Source organism: Glycocaulis sp. (assembly GCF_050485565.1).
GTDB lineage: Bacteria > Pseudomonadota > Alphaproteobacteria > Caulobacterales > Maricaulaceae > Glycocaulis.
In genome coordinates this window covers 41972-60134 of the sequence record NZ_JBJHBQ010000001.1, presented here as the reverse complement: position 1 = coordinate 60134, position 18163 = coordinate 41972, and the positions used below count along the sequence as shown (strand labels likewise).

Here is an 18163-nt window from a genome sequence, read left to right as displayed (position 1 = left end):
GGTCTTTTAGCGCCGCAGCCCATCCGGGCTGCGGTGTTCCGCGAAAAGTCGCGGGCGGCCGGTCGGCCTTGCGGCCCCTGACGGGGCCGGGCTGGCACCCCGGCGCGCAGCGCCGCAAGCGCGAACGCGCGCCCGAGCTCGTGCGAGGCGCGACGCGCGGATGCGCGGAGCACCACTAAAAAGACGCCCCTTCCCGTCCGGGCAGAGTCGCGCTTATCTCTCCTGACCATGGGGTGGAAACCGCCCCGGACGGGAGGAGATCAAGCCATGTATGAATCCATGATGGTGCCGCTGCTGGTGCTGGTATGCTGGACGCTGGTCATGTGGGTGTGGATGTATGCCACGCGCATTCCGGCCATGCAGAAAGCCAAAATCAACCCGGCACGCATGAAGGAAAAGTCCGAGATGGACGTGCTGCCGCGCAGCGTGCGTCAGATTGCGGACAATTATAACCATCTGCACGAACAGCCGGTCATTTTCTACGCGCTCGTCACCTACAGCCATCTCGTTGGCGTCGGCGATGCCATCAATATCGGCTTTGCCTGGACCTATGTGATCCTTCGCATCGTCCACTCGCTGGTGCAGTCCACGACCAACTTCATTCCCTTGCGCTTTGGCCTGTTCACGCTGGCCACGCTCTGCCTGTTTGTCATCGCCATCCGCAATGTGATAGCCCTTCTCGCATGAGCATTACCGTATACGGACTGAAAAATTGCGAGACCTGCCGCAAGGCAATGACCGCGTTGAACGAAGGCGGGAGAAATCCCGCCTTCGTTGACATTCGCGCCGAACCCTCCGTAGGCGGACTGATCCCTGGCTGGATCAAGGCTGTGGGCGAGGCGAAGATCATCAATCGCGCCTCCATGACCTGGCGCAAGCTCTCTGACGCCGACAAGGCGAGGGCTGATGATGCGGGCAAACTCGCCAGCCTGCTCGATGAACACCGCACACTGATAAAGCGCCCGGTGATCGTTACCGGCGGCGGCGTGCATGTCGGCTGGACGAAGGCTGTGCAGGCCGAATTGGGGATTTAGGGGCCTTCGCTTCCAAACGTCAGAATACCCTCAAACGTCGAAGAACCGGCGTCCCCCGCACCGCCTGTCCCCGTGAAAACGGGGAACGGGGATCCATTTTCTGAGTTTAAGCTCAGAACTCGCGTTTTCCCGGCAAAAGCCGGGATCCAGAAAGGACTGGGCACCGGCTTACGCCGGTGAAACGCCGGGTTGGCAATTTTCTAGATAGTTGTTCTGGGTCTCCGGTCGGGGCCGGAGACCCCGGTGAGATGGGCCAGCCTGGAAGAAACCCTACTCCGCCGCGACCGCTTCGCGCATCGCGCGCATTTTCGCCGCCTTGTCTTCGACCGCCGCGACGATGCGCTCGATCATCGTTTCGTTGGAGACTTTCTCGGTCTGCTTACCCGCAAAATAGAGCATCCCTGCGCCCTTGCCGCCGCCGGTGAAGCCGAGATCAGTATAGGCCGCCTCGCCGGGGCCGTTGACCACGCAGCCAATGATGGAGAGCGAGATCGGCTCGGAGATGTGGGCAAGGCGCGCTTCGAGCGCCTCCACCGTGCGGATCACGTCAAAGCCCTGGCGCGCGCAGGACGGGCAGGCGATGATGTTCACCCCGCGCGTGCGCAGGCCCAAGGCTTTGAGCATGTCAAAGCCAGCGCGGATTTCCTCCACCGGCTCGGCCGAGAGCGACACCCGGATCGTATCGCCAATCCCCGCCCAGAGCAGCGAGCCCATGCCGATGGCCGACTTGATCGTGCCGGAGCGCAAGCCCCCAGCCTCGGTCACGCCCAGATGCAGGGGCGCGTCGGTCGCTTCGGCCAGCATCTGATAGGCGGCGACGGTGAGGAAGAGATCAGACGCCTTCACCGAAATCTTGTATTCGTGGAAGCCCAGATCATCGAGAATGCGGGCGTGATTGAGCGCGCTTTCCACCATCGCGTCGGGGCAGGGCTCGCCATATTTCTCCAGCAGCTCGCGCTCCAGCGACCCGGCATTCACCCCGATGCGGATGGAACAGCCATTATTGCGCGCAGCGGAAACAACCTCCTTCACGCGCGCCATGGAGCCGATATTGCCCGGATTGATGCGCAGGCACGCCGCGCCCGCCTCTGCCGCCTCGATGCCGCGCTTGTAGTGGAAATGGATATCAGCGACGAGCGGCACTTTCGCCTCGCGCGCAATAGTTTTGAACGCTGCCGTTGAGTCTTCATCCGGGCAGGAGACGCGCACGATATCTGCGCCCGCCTCTTCAAGCCCGCGTATCTGGTCAATCGTCGCGCGCGCGTCGCTGGTGGGCGTGTTGGTCATGGACTGGACGGAGATGGGCGCATCGCCGCCCACCTCTACCGAGCCGACACGGATCTTGCGCGAGACGCGCCGGTCAATCGCCCGCCAGGGCCTGACCTTGGTGTGATCCTCGACCGCCATGAAACCTGCTCCTTCGCGCCTGCCTCTACATATAGGAGCGATGTGACGAGGTGAAGGCGGCTAAACGTCTCTGCTTTGCGCAACGCTCTTCCGATGTCCTTTCCGCCGGGGTCCCCCGCCCAGACGGGGGACCCATGTTTCTCATTCCGCCGGCCTTACGTGATGAAGCGCTGAGTAAGGGGGGCGCGTTTCAGCTTTTTCTGGGTCTCCCGTCGGGGCGGGAGACCCCGATGAGTTGAACTCATGCCTCGCCCTCGTCATTCCAGAAAGCGCGCCAGCGCTTATCTGGAACCCAGTTCTTCATAAAAAGCTGGGTTCCGGGTGTCGCTGCGCTCCCCCGGAATGACGAAGTGGAGGGGCGAGGGAAAAGACAAGCCCCGCTTCCTCCCGGCACCAATCCTGCTAGAGAGGAGCCATGACACGGCTGGTCCTGAAATTTGGCGGCACCTCCATGGGCAGTCCTCAGCGGATTGCCCATTCGGCCTCCATCGTCGCGGCAGAGGCGGCCAAGGGTAATCAGCTCGCCGTGGTGGTCTCGGCCATGTCCGGCGAGACCGACCGCTATCTGGGCCACGCCGCCAGCCTCGGCGGGGGCCTGGGCGAGATCGAGACCGACACGGTGCTGGCCGCGGGCGAACAGGCCGCCGCCGCCCTGATGGCGCTGGCGCTGAAACAACTGGGCCTCAAGGCGCGCTCAATCCTCGCCTGGCAATTACCGATAGAGGTGGACGGCGTACCGGGTTCGGCGCGCATTACCGGCCTAGATGGCGAGGTGCTGGAAAGCCTTCTGGCAGAGGGGGTGATCCCGGTCGTGGCGGGCTATCAGGGCGTGGATGCGCAGGGACGCCTCGTCACGCTGGGCCGGGGCGGGACGGATCTGTCAGCGGCGGCGATTGCGGCGGCCATAGGGGGCGAGTGCGATATCTACACCGATGTGGATGGCGTCTTCACCACCGATCCGCGCATCGAGCCCAAAGCGACGCGCCTGGCGCGCATTTCCCATGACGAGATGCTGGAGCTGGCCGCGATGGGCGCGAAAGTGCTGCAGACCCGCTCTGTCGAATATGCCAAGGCCAAGGGCGTGGCGATGCGGGTAAAATCCAGCTTTGCCGCGCCGGGGGCGAGCGCCGGTACGCAGGTGTTGAGCGAGAGCGCGCTGGCCGAACGCCGCGTGGTGTCCGGCATTGCCTATGCCAGAGCGCAGGCGCGCATCGCCGTGCCGGGCATTGAGGACAGCGCCAGCGGGCCGGGCGGCGTGTTTGCCGCGCTGGCGGGGGCGGGCGTGCATGTCGACATGATCGTGCAGGGCAGGGCGCGCTCCGGCGGGTCCAATCTGGAATTTTCCGTGGAGGGGCGTGATCTGCGCGCCGCCCTGCAGGCGCTGGCCGGGCATGAGGGTCTTAGCTCTGAGGTCGGCCTTGCCAAGGTGTCGGTTGTGGGGACCGGCCTTCGCGGACGCGCGGACGTGGCGCGCACGCTCTATGGTGTGCTGGAAGCTGAAGCCATCGAGGTGCGCATGCTGGCCACTTCCGAGATCAAGATTTCAGCACTCGTGAACGAAGATGCGCTGGAACGCGCCGTTCGCGCCCTTCATGCAGCCTACCGGCTGGACACGGCCGTGTACTCATGAAGGTTTCGTGCGTGGCGCGAGCCGGATTTGGCATCTGAACAGGAGAGGCGGCAGCCGTGGAGCAGATCTCCACAAGGACGGCTCGACGCCTTCAGGGGCCAAATCCGCCGCGTCTTCAAAGGATATGGGCAAAACCGTCCATTTCCACGTCGCGAAACCTCGATGGAGGACGGCTCCACCTTCGGCTTCGCTCCTCGAACTGGATAATTTTGCCTCATACCACGCATGCAAACCCTTTATGAGTACACGGCCAAGCTTGACGTCAGGGGCGAAAGGGGCCACTGCCCCGCGCAATACCTGACATTGCCCGCCCGCAGCCACGGGATGGATTGCTAGTAAAATGACGCCGGAGAAGCCCATGCTGGACAGGACGGGCCTGCGCGGACCGCGCCGGCTCTTGCAGCGTATCCGCGATCTGATGGCCCAGCAGGATCAGGCGCAGGCGCGTCTTGACCGGCTGACCCGCATCATCGCCGAGGAAACCGGCTCGGATGTGTGCTCGATCTATCTGGTCCTGCCCAGCGGCGCGCTGGAGCTGTCGGCGACGCACGGCCTGAAGGCCGAGGCGGTTCACGCCTTGCGTCTGGCGCGCGATGAGGGGCTGGTGGGCCTCGTTGCCCAGCGCGCGCGGCCCATATCGGTGGAGGATGCGCCGGCCCACCCGCGCTTTGCCTATAAGCCCGAAACCGGCGAGGAACCGTTCAAGAGCTTTGTCGGCGTGCCGGTCCTGCGCGGGGGCCGTCTGGTAGGGGTGCTGACCGCCCAGTCCAAATCGGCGCGCCCCAGCACCGAAGAGGAAATCGAGACGCTGCAGACGGTCGCCATGCTGCTGGCCGAGATCGTGGCGTCTGGCGAGCTTGTCCGCGCCGAAGCCTTCTCCGATCTCGAACTGCGCGCATCCGGGCCGGAACGCTATGCCGGTGTTGCCCTGTCGCCGGGCATCACCATGGGCGTGGCCGTGGTCCACGAGCCGCACGTCAATTCCGCGCGCATGATCGCAGAAGATGCTGAAGCCGAGGAGGCACGTCTCGACGCGGCGGTGGCCGATCTGCGCCGGGGGCTCGATGAATTGCTGGAATCGGGGCGCGCGCCCATCGGCACGCCCTCGCGCGATGTGCTGGAAGCCTACCGCATGTTCGCCCATGACCGGGGCTGGACCGGCCAGCTGCGCGAGGCCGTACGCTCCGGCCTGACTGCCGAGGCCGCCGTGGAGCGGGTGCGCAACGCCCACCGCGCCCGGCTGATGAAGGCGCGAGAGGCCCATTTCCGCGAGCGCCTGCATGATCTGGAAGACCTCGCCAACCGGCTCCTGCGCCATCTGGCCGGACCCGAAGCGGTGCGCGCCATGGCCGATCTGCCGGCCAATGCGGTGCTTGTGGCCCGCTCGATAGGACCGGCCGAGCTGATGGAGCTGGACCGCTCGCGTCTGGCGGGTCTCGCCATTGAGGAAGGCTCTGCCACCGGCCACGCTGCCATCGTCGCCAAGGCGCTGGGCATCCCCATGGTGGGCCAGGTGGAAGGCGCGCTCGACCGGGTGGAAGACGGTGACACGCTGATCGTTGATGGCGAGTTCGGCGTCCTGCATGTGCGCCCCGGCGAGGAGGTGCTGACCGCCTATGCCGAGCGGATGGAGGGCCTCTCTCGGGCGAACCAGGCGTATGCGGCGCGGCGCGATGAACCGGCCGTGACCGCCGATGGCGCGGGCCTGGAATTGTCGATGAATGCCGGCCTGCTGATCGAGATGCCGCGGCTTGGCGAGACCGGCGCGGCCGGTGTCGGGCTGTTCCGTACCGAGTTCCAGTTCATGATCTCGCACACCCTGCCGCGCGTCTCGGCCCAGATCGAGATGTACAGGGCGGTGCTCAAGGCGGCGGAGGGCAAGCCGGTCGTGTTCCGCACGCTGGACCTTGGCGGGGACAAGGTGACGCGCTTTATCCCTGAACTGCGCGAGCCGAACCCGGCGCTGGGCTGGCGGGCGCTGCGCATGGGGCTCGACCGGCCTGCGCTCACCCGATACCAGCTGCGCGCGCTGGTGCGTGCCAGTGCGGGGCAGACACTCAAAGTCCTCTTCCCCATGGTGGCCGATATTGGCGAGCTGGCCCGCGCGCGCGACCTTCTCCATACCGAGCTGGAACTGGCGCGCCGCCATGGCCATGAAACGCCGCAAAGCGTCGAGACCGGACTGATGATCGAGACACCGGCGGTAGCGTTCGCGCCCGAACCCTATCTGGCCTTGTGCGATTTTGCCGCCGTCGGCGCGAACGATCTCATGCAGTATTTCTTCGCGGCTGATCGCCAGAACCCGCAGGTTGCCAATCGCTATGACGTGCTGAGCCCCGCCCCGCTGGCTCTGCTCAAATCTGTCCGCGAAGCGTGTGATGCGGCAGGCAAGCCGGTGTCTGTGTGCGGAGAGATGGCCGGAAAGCCGCTTGAGGCTTGTGTTCTGGCCGGCCTTGGTTACCGGCGGCTCTCCATGTCGGCGGGCAGTATTGGCCCGGTCAAGGCTGCTCTGGCCGAATGCGATGCGGGCCGTCTTGGCACCTGGCTGGCACACCAGATGGCTCCCGGTGCTCCGGACGCGGATAAATCCTTGAGAGAAAAGCTGATCGCGTCTGCGAAAGAAGCCGGAATTTCTTCACGACTTGTTGATAACCGTGCTGCATTTTGATTTAATCCACTTGCGCTGCGATCAAAAAGTCACACAGAAGTGGTTGAGTCGGCGCGGGTGGTGAGGGGAAACCGCGGTTAAGCGGTTCATAACGCGATGCAAAAGCTGGCCGGTCAGGTAGCGGGAAGTCAATACGTGCCCATGGATGCAGTCTTCGCCAACGCGCCAGTGGCCCCATGTGGCCCGGCCAGTATCGGCGATGTTTTACGTCAGGCGCGCCTCAAACATGGCTGGACGCTTGATTCCGCCGCCGCACGCACCCGCATCAAACGTGATTATCTTGAAGCGCTCGAAGCGATGGATCCGCGCGGGCTTCCCTCACGCGCCTACACGATCGGTTATCTGCGCGCCTATGCCGGATTTCTCGAGCTGAACGTCACCGATGTGGTGGAACAGTTCAAGCTGGAGGTCGAATGCGATACCGGCCGCGCCCAGCCGACCGCCCCGAAGAAGAAACGCGAATTCAAACTGCCCAAGGGCGTTATCGGTGCCGTGGTCATTCTGGGCAGCGTGCTCGCCGCCACCAGCTGGTATGGCGTGCACATCACCCGCACAGGCGCGTTTGCCGATGCGCCAGACCCGGCCAGCCTGCTGGCCACGCCGCGCCCTGTGGTGGAATCCAGCCGCGCGCCTGATCCGGCCCAGATCTGGTCCGGTCTGCCGACTGCCACGGCCCCTGAGGCGCTGGTCTTCACCGCCATATCGCCGGTGACGCTGGAAGTGCGCGACGGGTCTGGACGTGTCCTGTTTGCCCGCGAGATGGAGGCTGGTGCCTCCTGGCGGGCACCGGACGAGGCCGGGCTTGAAGTCTCCGCCACCGATGCGGGCGCGCTGCGTGTGCGCTCCGGCGCGCAGGATATCGGCGTGCTGGGCAATTCCGGGCAGATACTGGAATCCCTGCCCATGGACAATTTCGTGCGCAACTGGCGCGCGGCGCGTGCGGATGGCGCACCAGCAAACGGCGCCAGCGCGGGCCGGTAGGCTTTTCCCTGATCCTTCGAGCACCACGTGGCCGAGGGATGAGGGAAAGCAGACCCAAAGCCCCCATCCTGAGGAGCCACGCAGTGGCGTCTCGAAGGGCGAGGGCTATACACGGCCCGGTCCACCCCCCATTTCAGGCGGCGGCATTTTACCTCACTCACGGCCCTTAACGCGCGCGCGAGCCGCCGTATATTGACGGTGTGATTGTCCCCGCCCGCAGGAACCCCTCCCATGGCCCACACAAGCTCACCTGAAACGCTTTCCAGCCCGTCCATCGACCCGGCGGAGGTGGAAAAGTTCTCGGCGATGGCTGCCGAGTGGTGGGATCCCAAGTCGAAATTTGCGCCCCTGCACAAGTTCAACCCGGCGCGCCTCACCTGGATACGCGAGCGCCTGTGCGCGCATTTTGGCCGAGAGGGGCGCGAGCCACTGGCGGGTCTTGAACTGCTCGATATTGGCTGCGGGGGCGGGCTGGTCGCCGAGCCCATGGCGCGCCTTGGCGCGCGCGTGACAGGCGTTGATGCCGCCGAGCCCAATATCAAGACCGCGCTCGTCCATGCGCGCGAAGCGGGGCTGGAGATTGATTACCGTCACGGCACGGCCGAGCAATTGCTGGAGGCGGAAGGCGCGGGCCGGTTTGATGTCGTGCTCAATCTGGAAGTGGTCGAGCATGTCGCCGACCCGGAGCAGTTCCTTGCCGATTGCGCGAGCCTGGTAAAACCGGGCGGGATAATGATTGTCGGCTCGATCAACCGCACCAGCCGCGCCTTCGTGACGGCGATTTTCGGCGCGGAATACGTGCTGGGATGGCTGCCGCGCGGCACGCACCGCTTTGCCAAGCTGGTAAAGCCGGAGGAGGTGGAGGCGGCGCTGAAGGCTGCCGGTCTCGCCCCTGAAACGCCCGTCGGCGTCAGCTATAATCCGCTTAAAGACAGCTTTTTCGTCAGCGCCGATGCGGGCGTGAACTATCTGATGGCGGCCACCCGATAGTTCACACCAGATAGCTTAAGGGCGCGCGCTCGCCCCTGAACCGGCACTGGCGCGGCGCTCCTCGCCACGCTCGGCCACCAGAACGGGCTGGGGCTCTTCCTCACGGGCGGGACGGGACTGATCGCGCAGGGCGATGATCCGGTCACGCTCGGCGCGGAACAGGTTCAGCTCATTGCTCTCCAGACGGCGGCCCGTTGGCAGGTCCAGGCTCATCGGATTGAGCGGACGGCCATTGAGATGCACCTCATAGTGCAGGTGCGGGCCGGTCGATGCGCCCGTCGTGCCGACATAGCCGATGGTCTGGCCTTGCGTGACGCGGGTGCCGGCGCGGATGCCGCGGGCAAACCCGTTCAGATGGGCGTAGACGGTCTGATAGCCATTGGCGTGGCGGATGCGGATATAATTGCCGAACGAGCCAAACCAGTCTGCGCGCTCGATCGTGCCATTGCCGGCCGCATAGATGGGCGTGCCGGTCGGCGCGGCGAAATCTGTGCCGTTATGGGGCCGGTTGGTGCGGCGGATCGGATGGAAGCGCATGCCGAAACCGCTGGAGATACGCGCGCCATTGATCGGCATTTTCATCAGCAGGCGCGCCGCGCTTTCGCCTTCGCCGGTGTAATAGCCGATATCGCCATCGGGGGCTTCATAGCGGAAATACTCCAACGGACGGCCACGGCCATTGAACGTCATGTAGAGGATGCGCCCGGTACGGATCACATCGCCTGCGCGGTTGGTATAGCGCTCGAACACGATGTCGAACGTGTCGCCATAGCGGATGGTGCGAAAGTCCACCGAGTGGCCCAGCACCAGCGCCATATCGTTGACGATCCGGTCGGTCGCGCCCGCATTGAGGGCAGCGGAGTAGAAATTGGAGCTGATCTCGCCGCGTGCGCGCACGATTTCGCGCTCCACCGTCATCACCGCCTCGCGGGTGCGGTACTGGCCTTCTGCGGTGCGCGCCACGGTCAGTGTACGCTCGCTATCGGGACGGAAGGAAATGCCGGTCAGCGTGAGGCCGTCATCCTCGTCAGCGGAAATATTCTGTAGCGGGTTGCGCTCGAAGAAGAGATTGAGCGTCTGGCCGGCGCGCAGCGAGCGGGCCGGATAAACCGGGTCCAGCGCGGCAATCGCGCGCGCGGCATCAATACGGCTGGCACCGGCCTCGGCCAGCACGCTGGCAAAGGTCTGGCCCGAACGCACGGTCACTTCCGCCGCTGTCAGGACCGGGCAGTCACTGCATTGGGTAAAGACGGCGTGCTCGGCCATTACCATATCGCCGAGCGTGGGCGCAGTTTCCGCAGCTTCGGCCATGAGGGCCGCACCTGCCGGATCAAGCTGGTCCAGATCAGGGGCAGCCGCCGAGGCGGACGTGCCTGTCATGGTCCGGCTGATCAGTATGGCCGCCACCAGCAGCAGGGCCATGGTCAGCGTGGCAAAGAAAACCAGCGCACGAGAGCGGTGGGCGTCAGCGAGGCGGACGTCAAAACCGGACATGCGTAATATTTCCCTCTTCCCGCGCGGTTGTTTTCAGCCGCCAGTCCAGCAAGGCAAGATGCAGGCCAACATCACCCCCCGTGACACCCTGTCATCTTTCCCGGACCGTGCCGGAGCGGCACATACACTGACAAGGACGAATCGTCTTGCCAAGGGGGGATGTGTGCCCCAGGCAGGGTTAATGTCTCCCTTAACCACAATGCATGTTATGCATCCCGGTGGGGCGCACAGGAAGGATATTTATGAAAACCTGGCTTCTGATCGGCGTTCTGGGCGCGATGCTCATCGGCGCAATAGCGCTGTCTGCCCGCCTGTGGATGAGCATGGACAATACGGTCGGCGGGCATGGCTGGGCCGCGCTGGTGATCGGCGCGGTGCTGACCTTCGTGGTCGGGGCAGGGCTGATGGCGCTGGTCTTTTTCTCGTCCCGGCGCGGCTATGACGAGGACGACCGCGAGCCTTAGGGTGTCAGCACCTGTCCCGCATCCGCGTTAACCCTTTCGCGATCGAGAATCGGATAATGCTGCGTCCATGAGCACGCAAAACACACCCTCCGCCACCGAGCTTGCCGCGCTTTTGTGCGCCCGGCTCTGCCATGATCTTGTCAGCCCTGTGTCCGCGCTTGGTGCGGCCCTGTCGGTGCTGGATGATGAAAATGCCGCCGACATGCGCGATGACGCCATCGAGCTGATCCGCACCGGTGCCAATCAGGCGCATGCCAAGCTGGAATATGTGCGCCTGGCCTTCGGGGCAGGAGGCTCACGCCCCGGCAGTATCGATACCGGTGAGCTCAAACGCCTGGCCGAGGCGATGTTTGCCAGCGCCAAGCCGGAGCTGGTGTGGAAGGTGCAGGCGGCGGGCCTGGACAAGCCGGCCGCGCGCGTGCTGCTCAATCTGGTCTGGCTGGCGGTGGATAATGTCCCGCGCGGCGGCACGGTGACGGTCGAGGCATCGGCCAGCGAGGGCGGTGATAGCCGCCTGCGCATCGTCGCCGCCGGGCCGCGCGCACGCATTGACCCCAGCTATATCGAGGCGCTGGCAGGCCGGGCCGGCGAGGAGGGTTATGATGGCCGCTCCATCCAGCCCTATTATGCCGGGCTGGTCGCGCGCGAAAATGGCGGCCGGGTGGAGGCCCGCGTGGAAGAAGAGCGCATTGAATATGTCGCTCTGCTCGCCCCGCAGGCCAAGGCCGAAGCGGCGTAAGCTACCAGCCCCAGCTGACCCCGGCCCGGCCAGCGACCGCGCCTGTGCGCGTGCCCGCGCCGACACCGATATTGACGAACATGTTCTCGCGCGCGCGTCCGATGGCACCAAAGCCGACCGCGTTGGAGCCGTCGAAATGGCCCAGATTGGCCGAGACCGCAAAGGTCTGACCCGGCTGGATCACTTGCGCCCCGCCCAGCGCCAGCGCCACGGCGATGCCATCAGCCTGGGTACGGAAGCGGTCATCGGTGCGTGCCTCCAGACCCTCGACCCGTGCAAACCAGGGCTCGATATCCATCGTGGCCAGATTACCCGCCGCGTCAGAGGTGACCATGTAGGTGGCTCCGCTCTGGGCCGCGCGGCTGGCGGCGGAATTGATGCCCGCCAGCGTGTAGGTGTTGGACGCCGAGCCGATGGCCACTTGCCCGTCCCGCGTCGTGGCCACGCCCTGACCGATGGCGATGGAATTGTCGAACGCCGCCGAAGCGCCCTGACCCAGCGCCATGCTGTTAGCGCCCGATGCCACCGATGCCTGACCGAGCGCCACGGAGAGATTGCCGGTCGCCTCCGCATTACCGCCAATGGCAGTGGAGTGCTGGCCGGACGCCTGTGCCTGAAATCCTACGGCAGTTGAGGGATCACCGGTCGCTGATGCGCCCACACCATACGCCGTATCCCCGTGGCCGGTCGCTTCCGAGCCGGGGCCAGTGGCGAGATTGGTGTTGTCAGTGGTGGTGCCACCGGTGACATTGCCCTGGCTGAGGGCGGCCAGCTCGCCCACCGCGTCCTGCAGCGCGCCCTGCAGGGCGGCCAGCTGTGCTTCCAGCGCGGCAATGCGCGCCTCCTGCGCCGGGTCGCCCGTACCACCACCCGGACCGCCTCCGCCTGAAGATTTCAGATCGGCGATATCGGTCGTGTTCTCCTCGACCTGTGTATTCAGCGCGCCAATGGCCCCACCGACATTGTTGAAGCTGTTGCCCAGCACGATGTATTCCGGCGCGCCGAACACCCCGCCTACAAAGCTCGCCCCGCCGCCCAGAGCAGCCGCTACGGGAGCCAGATCCGTGCCGCCGCCCGCTCCGGCCAGGGCCGCATTGAGCTGGCGCAGATTGACCGCATCGGTATCGTCCGTGCCATCAGCGACATGGACCAGCAGGCGTTCATTACCAGACGAGCCGAAGGAGACACTGTCCTCCCGGCTGGCGACTGAACCCGCACCGATGGCTACCGCATTGTCCGCCGTCGCCTCGGACAGATAGCCGAGCGCTGTCGATTCCGGCCCCGTCGCCATCGCATAGGTGCCTATCGACAGGGCGCTGAACCCCGGCGACCATGCATAGCTCCCCAGGGCCATGGCACCGTCTCCAGAGGCGTCTGATCCGTTGCCAAGCGCAATTGTGTTCCAGTCGGTGGCGCTGGAGAAGAATCCGATGGCAATGGAGCCATAATTCTCCGTGCGGGCCAGCGTGCCTAGCGCCACACTTGCCGGACCGTCAGCATCAGCGCCCCAGCCAACGGCCAGCGCATCGACCGCGCCGGCGTTCGGTGCCGCGCGCGGGAAATCCGGATCGTTGAAATGCGCCAGCGGGACCGACCCGCCTGCCGAGCTCAGGGCCAGATTGAGCTGGCGCAGATTGACCGCGTCAGTGTCTTCGGTGCCGTCCGCGACATGGATGAGATTGCGCTCATTGCCCGATGAGCCGATCGCCACCGTATAGGCGCGGTCTGCCACCGCTTCAAAGCCGATGGCCGTCGCCCCTTCGGCGCTCGCGACCGAGCCGTAACCAAACGCGCTGCTATAGTCGCCGCTGGCCTGTGTGAACGCGCCAAAGGCGCTGCCCTGAAGGCCGGATGCAATGTTGAAATACCCCACCGCGCTGCTCTGGAAGCCCTGCGCCTCATTGAAGCCGCCAAGGGCATGGCTTTCTTCGCCGCTCGCCGTGTTCGTATAGCCAATGGCGCTGCTGAAATTCGCGCTTGTCGTGTTCTCGTAACCAAGAGCAACGCTGTTATCGCCGCCCGCCAGATTGAGGAATCCAAAGGCACTGGCGAAATCGCCTCCTGCGGTCGTGCCTACCCCGAAGGCGGACGAAGCCTCGCCTTCCGCGCGCACGCCAGATCCGACGGCGGCTGAATAGCGGCCGAAAGCGCGGGTGGTCTCAGTGGCCGCATCCACGTTGCCATCCCCGTTGCGGTCATACCAGCCGCCAACCGCCAGCGCGCCATCTGCGCCCGGCCCAGTAAGGCTGCGGAATCCGAAAGCGCTGCTGTTCAAACTGTTTGTTCTGGTGCTGTAGCCAAATGCGCTGCTGAAAGCGCCGACGGCTGTGTTGCTCACACCGAAAGCGCTGCTTGATGCACCGTCGGCATCATTACCCCGTCCAATAGAGAGACTAGACTCACCAGCGGCGGTGTTACTGCGGCCTACCGCGACACTGAGAGTACCGCTCGCGGTGTTGAATGCTCCGAACGCATTTGCGAAATCGCCGTTCGCAGTGTTGTTGCTGCCAAAGGCCTGCGCGTTGGTGCCGCTGGCCAGGTTGAAACGCCCGAAGGCGACAGCACCGCTATCGCAGGCGGCATTGCCGCTGCCAGCCTTTACGCCCGGCCCGGTTGTGCCGTCAGGACACTCTCGCGCTGACTGCGCAGCGGCTTCGGCTGCCAGCGCCAGCGGCAGAAGGGCTGTTGTGGTCAGGATGGCCCATTTGCTGCGTGGCGCGCCAGCAGCGCGCGGCTTGATGATATCCGGCATGGTTTCTTGCTCCCGCTTGAGGCGCGGCGGACTGGCCCGGTGACCCCCCACCTGGGACACGCGCAAAGCGCGTCTGTCCGCAAAAGGTGACGCCCCACCTTTGCGCTCTATAATCAGTCCCTTGAGGCTAGCGGTTCACGAGCCTCGCTGCTGTGCTGGAAGCGACAAACCTGCTTGACGCAAACGACAATCTGCCCGGCGGCTGGTTCTGGTCGACAAAGGGTCTGGACGGGCCTGCAGCGCTGGAGGCCTGGCGCCGCCATGTCGCAGACATGGCCCTGCCCATGCGGGTGGAGGCCGAGGCAAAACCCTTCCATGCCAGCATGCGTGTGCGCCCGTTCGGCCCGGTCATGCTGATCGAGGTATCGGGATCACCCCAGCGCCTCATCCGCGATGCAGACCTCATCAGCGCCGAGGCGCGAGGCGTGTGTTTCGTATCCACCATGACAAGCGCCCATGGCTGGCTGGTGGCCAATGGCACGCGGATGGGCGTGGATCGCGGGCGGGTCACCTATGTGTCTGGTGATACGCCCTACACGCTTGATTTCGATGAGACCTTCACCTTTGTCAGCGCCATGGTCCCGGCTGAGGATTTCGAGGCACTCACGCCGCGTCATGTACTGGCCCATGGCGGTGAGATCGCGCCGCCCGCAGGCCCGGCGATTGCCGCGCTCTTGACCGCCCTGCTGGCCGAAACCGGCCCCGCCCCGCACGAAAACCGGCTCTACACCCACTTCCTTGGCATGACAGCGGCCAGCATCGATGCCGGGCTGGAACCTCTGGCCGCCAGCCGCGTGGAGCGCGACCGGCTCTTGCTGGGCCGGATAAAGGCCGATCTTGCCACCCGGCTTGCTGATCCGGTACGCGCTGATGGCGAGGCGCTGGCCGCAAGGTTCAACATCACGCCGCGCAAGCTGCAACGCCTGTTCCAGAGCGATGGTACCACCCTCACGGGATGGATCAGGAACCAGAGACTGATGCGCTGCGCGCGCGATTTGCGTGACCCGCGCTACGCCAGCCAGTCTGTCACCGATATCGCCAGCGCATGGGGCTTTACCGAGCTGGGCTATTTCTCGCGGGCCTTCAAGGCAAGCTTTGGCGCTGCGCCTAGCGACTGGCGCGCCGGCGGTGATGGTTGAACGTATTTTCTTCCAGCCAGGGCGGCCCTTAACGAACGGTCTGCCAGCCAAACGATACGTTAACCCTGCCCATGTGATTTTTGTCCCTGATGACACTTGCGTGCGTTGCGCACGGCGCCTGCGTCCAGCGGGCAATCAGGGGACGGGTTCACCATGGATGAGCTGATTGGCGAGTTTCTGGCCGAAACGGCGGAAAGCCTGGATACGATTGACGTCGAACTGGTGAAGTTCGAATCCGATCCGACAGACCGGGCCACGCTCGACAATATTTTCCGCCTTCTTCACACCATCAAGGGCACGTGCGGGTTCCTCGGCCTGTCGCGCCTTGAGGCGATTGCCCATGCCGGCGAGACGCTGCTGGGCAAGTTCCGCGACGGTACGCTGGTGGCCGACAGCGCGGCCGTAACGCTGGTCCTGCAATCGCTCGACCGGATCAAGCTGGTACTCAATGGTCTGGAAGAGACGGGCAGCGAGCCGCAAGGCGACGATTCAGAGCTGATAGCCAAGCTGGAAGCGCTGGCGACCGGCGAGGCCGTAGCCGCAGCGCCCGTCCCGGCGACCGAAGCTGAGCCCGAACCTGAGCCTGAGCCCGAGCCGGAACCCGTAATCGAGGCCGCTGCCGAGGGCGGCGAGGCGTATGACGCTGATCTGGGCCGGCCCTTGCGTCCGGGCGAGGTGTCGCTGGCTGATCTTGAGGCCGCTTTCATGTCCGCTGAAGGGCCAGAGCTGGCCAATGCTACGGCTGACGACGAGGAGGCTGATATCGAGGACGAGGCCGAGCCTGTTGCCGCCGCGCCTCTTGCCTCTGCGCCTGCAGCATCGGCCAAGGTGCCGGCTGCGGCGGACGCTGATGCGCCGAAATCTGAAGGCGTGCGCGCGCAGTCGACCATCCGGGTCAATGTGGACGTGCTCGAAACCCTGATGACGACGGTGTCCGAGCTGGTGCTGGCGCGTAACCAGCTGCACCAGATCGTCCGCGAGAACGAAGACTCGGCCCTGAAAGGCCCGCTGCAACGCCTGTCATCGGTAACCGGCGAGTTGCAGGACGGGGTGATGAAGACGCGCATGCAGCCCGTCGGCGATGCCTGGCGCAAGCTGCCGCGCATCGTGCGCGACACCCAGCAGGATCTGGGCAAGAAAATCCGCCTCATCATGGAGGGCGAGGAGACCGAGCTCGACCGCCAGGTGCTTGAGCTGATCAAGGATCCGCTCACCCATATGGTGCGCAACTCCGCCGATCACGGCGTTGAAATGCCTGATGTCCGCGCCGCAGCGGGCAAGCCTGAGCAGGGTACGATCCGCCTGTCCGCCTACCATGAAGGCGGCGCGATCATCATCAAGATCACCGATGACGGTGCCGGTCTCGACCCGGAGAAAATCCGCGCCAAGGCGCTCGAAAAGGGTCTGGCCACGCCTGAAGAGCTCAGCTCCATGAGCGAGCAGCAGATCCAGCGCTTCATCTTCGCAGCTGGCTTCTCTACCGCTGCCAAGGTGACGAACCTGTCTGGCCGCGGCGTCGGCATGGACGTGGTGCGCACCAATATCGAACAGATTGGCGGCTCCATCGATCTCACCTCTGAGGTCGGCAAGGGCACCAGCTTTGCCATCAAGATTCCGCTCACCCTCGCCATCGTTTCGGCGTTGATCGTCAAGGCGGGCGATGCGCGCTTCGCCCTGCCGCAACTGGCCGTGCGCGAGCTGGTGCGGGCAGGCGAGGGCTCGGCCCACTCCATAGAGTCGATGAATGGCGCGCGCATGATCCGGCTGAGGAACCGGCTCCTGCCGGTGGTCAGCCTCAATAGCGTTCTGGGGCTGCCCGAAATGTCCAGCGATGCCAGCCACGGCTATGTCGTGGTCATCGAGGCGGCAGGGCGCAAGCTCGGCGTGGTGGTCGATGATGTGCTCGACACCGAGGAGATCGTGGTCAAGCCGCTTTCAGCCCAGCTGCGCGGCATCCAGGTCTATTCCGGCGCGACATTGCTCGGCGATGGCTCGGTCATCATCATTCTCGATCCCAATGGTCTCTCCCAGCAACTGGCGCACTCCACCGAGGAGACGCAGCTTGCCGAGGATGCCGCCGCCAGCAGCATCGATCCCTCGCGCCAGCGCCTGCTTCTGGTGCGCGCAGGCGAGGACGATGTGAAGGCCGTTCCGGTCAGTCTTATTACCCGCCTTGAAGAGTTTGACGGCTCCACCATCGAGATCGTCGATGCGCGCCATGTGGTGCAGTACCGGGGCCGCCTGCTGCCGCTGGCCCACGCATCGGGCGTGGACGAGTTCAAGCGCGAAGGCCGCCAGGCCGTGCTGGTCTTCTCCGAGGAAGACCGCTCTGCCGGTGTGGCTGTCGATGAAATTCTCGACGTGGTGGAAGAAACGCTCGACCTGCAGATGGGCTCTGAGCGTCCTGGCGTTATCGGTTCGGCCATCATCAAGGGTCGCGCGACCGAAGTGCTCGACATTGCCTGGCACATGGAGCGGGCCTGGTCCGGCTCGCCGCAGCGCCCCGCGCGTTCGGGCCGCCATCCGATCCTGCTGGTCGAACCTGATGCCTTTGCCCGGCGCATGATGGCGCCCCTGCTGGCCGCTGCTGGTTATGACGTGACGGTCGTGGGCGGTCTGCACGAGGCGCGCGACGCCGCCCAGATGGGCGCGCAATACGCTGCTCTGGTGGGTGATCCGGCGGCGCTCGACACGCTGGCTAGCGAAGGCCACTGGGCCGATGTGCCGCGCCTTGGGGTCAGCGACCGCGCGAGCGGCGGACATGGCGAAGGCATGGTGGCGGTGATGCGCCCCGCCGACAGGGGCGGGCTGATTGCCGCGCTCGACCGGGCGGCACGCTCTGGCGAAACACGCGCGGCTTAGGAG

The 18163-nt window shown here is 64.9% G+C and carries 13 protein-coding genes; 10 read left to right on the top strand and 3 right to left on the bottom strand.

Features of this window, described 5'->3' with window-relative positions; genetic code table 11:
* Positions 1 to 267 precede the first annotated feature (267 nt).
* Positions 268 to 687: an MAPEG family protein gene (locus ACQ5ID_RS00265; protein WP_429910480.1), complete on the top strand. Its 420-nt coding sequence runs from the start codon at positions 268 to 270 to the stop codon at positions 685 to 687.
* On the top strand, positions 684 to 1034 hold the full coding sequence (locus ACQ5ID_RS00260; protein ID WP_429910479.1) for an ArsC/Spx/MgsR family protein: 351 nt from the start codon (positions 684 to 686) through the stop codon (positions 1032 to 1034). Before ACQ5ID_RS00265 ends, ACQ5ID_RS00260 begins: the two co-directional genes overlap by 4 nt.
* Positions 1035 to 1304: 270 nt before the next feature.
* Here the strand turns inward: ACQ5ID_RS00260 and ispG are convergent, their stop codons facing one another.
* Positions 1305 to 2441 carry a flavodoxin-dependent (E)-4-hydroxy-3-methylbut-2-enyl-diphosphate synthase gene (gene ispG, locus ACQ5ID_RS00255; protein WP_429910478.1) on the bottom strand — a complete coding sequence of 379 codons (1137 nt, stop codon included), beginning with the start codon at positions 2439 to 2441 and terminating at the stop codon, positions 1305 to 1307.
* Positions 2442 to 2856: 415 nt separating this feature from the next.
* Between ispG and ACQ5ID_RS00250 the strand changes: the two genes are divergently transcribed.
* The 4 genes from ACQ5ID_RS00250 (at position 2857) to ubiG (ending at position 8710) form a co-directional block, all read left to right on the top strand.
* Complete coding sequence (locus ACQ5ID_RS00250) at positions 2857 to 4071, top strand: aspartate kinase (RefSeq protein ID WP_429910477.1); 1215 nt, start codon at positions 2857 to 2859, stop codon at positions 4069 to 4071.
* Between the two features lie 358 nt (positions 4072 to 4429).
* The gene (ptsP, locus tag ACQ5ID_RS00245) at positions 4430 to 6739 is read left to right on the top strand and encodes a phosphoenolpyruvate--protein phosphotransferase (RefSeq protein ID WP_429910476.1); all 2310 of its coding nucleotides are present in this window, start codon (positions 4430 to 4432) and stop codon (positions 6737 to 6739) included.
* 141 nt (positions 6740 to 6880) lie between these two features.
* On the top strand, positions 6881 to 7720 hold the full coding sequence (locus ACQ5ID_RS00240) for a helix-turn-helix domain-containing protein (protein WP_429910475.1): 840 nt from the start codon (positions 6881 to 6883) through the stop codon (positions 7718 to 7720).
* A 231-nt stretch (positions 7721 to 7951) separates the two neighbouring features.
* The gene (ubiG, locus tag ACQ5ID_RS00235) at positions 7952 to 8710 is read left to right on the top strand and encodes a bifunctional 2-polyprenyl-6-hydroxyphenol methylase/3-demethylubiquinol 3-O-methyltransferase UbiG (RefSeq protein ID WP_429910474.1); all 759 of its coding nucleotides are present in this window, start codon (positions 7952 to 7954) and stop codon (positions 8708 to 8710) included.
* Positions 8711 to 8725: 15 nt separating this feature from the next.
* On the opposite strand, the gene ACQ5ID_RS00230 is transcribed toward ubiG, so the two are convergent.
* Positions 8726 to 10204: a peptidoglycan DD-metalloendopeptidase family protein gene (locus ACQ5ID_RS00230; RefSeq protein ID WP_429910473.1), complete on the bottom strand. Its 1479-nt coding sequence runs from the start codon at positions 10202 to 10204 to the stop codon at positions 8726 to 8728.
* A gap of 242 nt (positions 10205 to 10446) precedes the next feature.
* On the opposite strand from ACQ5ID_RS00230, the gene ACQ5ID_RS00225 reads away from it, so the two are divergent.
* Positions 10447 to 10668, top strand: coding sequence for a hypothetical protein (locus ACQ5ID_RS00225; RefSeq protein ID WP_217980306.1), 222 nt, complete (start codon positions 10447 to 10449; stop codon positions 10666 to 10668).
* A gap of 67 nt (positions 10669 to 10735) precedes the next feature.
* Positions 10736 to 11407 (top strand): histidine phosphotransferase ChpT, encoded by a 672-nt coding sequence (gene chpT / locus ACQ5ID_RS00220; RefSeq protein ID WP_429910472.1) that lies wholly within the window; start codon positions 10736 to 10738, stop codon positions 11405 to 11407.
* Position 11408: 1 nt separating this feature from the next.
* On the opposite strand, the gene ACQ5ID_RS00215 is transcribed toward chpT, so the two are convergent.
* Entirely contained in the window at positions 11409 to 14159 is a 2751-nt protein-coding gene (locus ACQ5ID_RS00215) for a YadA-like family protein (protein WP_429910471.1), read from the bottom strand.
* Positions 14160 to 14311: 152 nt separating this feature from the next.
* Between ACQ5ID_RS00215 and ACQ5ID_RS00210 the strand changes: the two genes are divergently transcribed.
* Entirely contained in the window at positions 14312 to 15298 is a 987-nt protein-coding gene (locus tag ACQ5ID_RS00210; RefSeq protein WP_429910470.1) for a helix-turn-helix domain-containing protein, read from the top strand.
* A gap of 153 nt (positions 15299 to 15451) precedes the next feature.
* Positions 15452 to 18160, top strand: coding sequence for a chemotaxis protein CheW (locus ACQ5ID_RS00205; RefSeq protein WP_429910469.1), 2709 nt, complete (start codon positions 15452 to 15454; stop codon positions 18158 to 18160).
* Positions 18161 to 18163: the final 3 nt, after the last annotated feature.